The sequence below is a fragment of the Acidithiobacillus sp. TH-A35 genome (genome assembly GCF_057473505.1).
This window is the reverse complement of sequence record NZ_JBYCKR010000194.1, coordinates 1-2,070: the sequence shown is the minus strand read 5'-3', so window position 1 is coordinate 2,070 and position 2,070 is coordinate 1. Positions and strand designations below refer to the sequence as shown.

At 61.1% G+C, this 2,070-nt stretch carries 2 protein-coding genes; both read right to left on the bottom strand.

The features are described 5' to 3' along the window. Window positions 1–871 (bottom strand): glutamine-hydrolyzing GMP synthase (gene guaA / locus AC2VNK_RS06770; RefSeq protein WP_486883253.1); only part of this gene is annotated, 871 nt, incomplete at its 3' end. A 3-nt stretch (window positions 872–874) separates the two neighbouring features. Then, window positions 875–2,070 (bottom strand): IMP dehydrogenase (gene guaB / locus AC2VNK_RS06765; RefSeq protein WP_486883252.1); only part of this gene is annotated, 1,196 nt, incomplete at its 5' end.

Sequence of the window (2,070 nt, the reverse complement as noted above, 5' to 3'; positions counted from 1 at the left end):
CATCCGCCAGTACATCCAGAAAACGCTGTCGGGCATCCACCACCTGCAGGGGAATCTGAAAGTAATTGCGAAAGACCGTCGCCACCTTCTCCGCTTCCCCAAAGCGCAACAGCCCGTTATCCACAAAAATGCAGGTGAGCTGGTCGCCGATGGCGCGATGAATGAGCACGGCCGCTACGGCCGAATCCACCCCGCCGGAAAGCGCGGCAATGACCCGGCCCTTACCCACCTGGGTACGGATCGTCGCCACTGCCGTGTCCACATAAGAGTGCATGGTCCAATCACCCGTGCAGCCGCATACGCCGCGCACGAAGGCCGTGAGCATCTCCGCACCACGGGGGGTATGGGCGACCTCCAAATGAAACTGCACGCCATAGAAGTTGCGCGCAGGGTCGCCAATAGCCGCCAGCGGCGAATTGGCACTGCTGGCCAGGACTCGGAAACCATCGGGCACGGACTCGATCCGGTCGCCGTGACTCATCCAGACTTCTTCGGCAGTGTCTGCCGCCCCGAAGGGTAAGAACGGGCCGACCGCTTCTGTTATCTGAATGTGCGCCCGGCCATATTCCCGATGCTCCGCCTTGCCGACTCTTCCGCCCAGCAAATGCGCCATCAACTGCAGGCCGTAGCAAATACCGAGGATCGGCAGGCCCAGGGTAAACACGTCCAGATCAACCATGGGAGCGTCGACATCATGTACCGACGATGGTCCGCCGGACAGAATGATCCCCTGCGCTTGCCACGCACGAATGTCCGCGAGTGGCATATTATAGGGATGAATTTCACAATAAACGTGGGCTTCGCGCACCCGCCGCGCAATAAGCTGGGTGAACTGAGAACCGAAATCGAGAATCAGGATACGTTCTTGCATGGTTCACTCCACCCGGTAATTGGGCGCTTCTTTGGTGATATTCACGTCATGGACATGGCTCTCGCGCACGCCCGCCTGGGTAATCTTGATGAAGCGGGCACGGCTGCGCAGAGCCGACAAATCTTCTGCCCCCAGGTAGCCCATGCTGGAGCGCAAGCCACCGAGGAGCTGGTGAATCACCTGCCCGGCCGGTCCCTTATAGGGCACCCGGCCTTCCACGCCTTCGGGCACCAGCTTGGGGGCCTCCGGACTGGCATCCTGAAAATAGCGGTCGGCAGACCCTTGCTGCATGGCCCCCAGCGAACCCATGCCACGATAAGCCTTGTAGGAACGCCCCTGATAAAGTTCGATTTCGCCCGGCGCTTCGTCGGTACCCGCGAGCAGGCCACCGACCATGACCGCATGCGCCCCCGCGGCCAACGCCTTGGCGAAGTCCCCGGAATAGCGGATGCCGCCGTCGGCAATGAGCGATACACCGGTACCTGCCAGCGCGTCCGCCACATTACTGATGGCCGTGACCTGTGGCACACCTACCCCGGCAACAATACGCGTCGTACAGATAGAGCCCGGTCCGATACCCACCTTGACGGCATCAGCGCCTGCTTCCACCAGCGCCAGGGCCGCCTCTCCGGTAGCAATGTTGCCGCCGATTACATCCACATCCGGAAAATGATCCTTCACCCAGCGTACCCGGTCGAGCACACCCTGACTGTGACCATGGGCCGTATCGACGATAATGACATCGACCCCCGCCTCCGCCAGTGCCTGTACCCGCACGTCGGTGCCTTCGCCGACGCCCACCGCTGCACCCACCAGCAGGCGGCCTTGCCCATCACGGCAGGCCAGCGGGTGTTCAGTAGCCTTGCGGATATCCTTGACCGTAATCAGCCCACGCAATTCGAAACTCTCGTTAACCACCAGGATTTTTTCAATGCGATGCTGATGCAGCAATGCCTTGGTGGCGTCCAGACTGGTTCCTTCCGGCACCGTGACCAGGCGCTCACGCGGGGTCATGACACTGCTCACCGGGGCATCCATGCGCGTTTCAAAGCGCAGGTCGCGGTGGGTCACGATGCCCTCCAGACGCTCACCATCCACGACTGGCACGCCGGAAATTCCGTGCACGGCCATCACCTGCAACACTTCGCGAATACTCACATCGGCGCGGGTGGTAATGGGGTCCTTAATAACGCCAGACT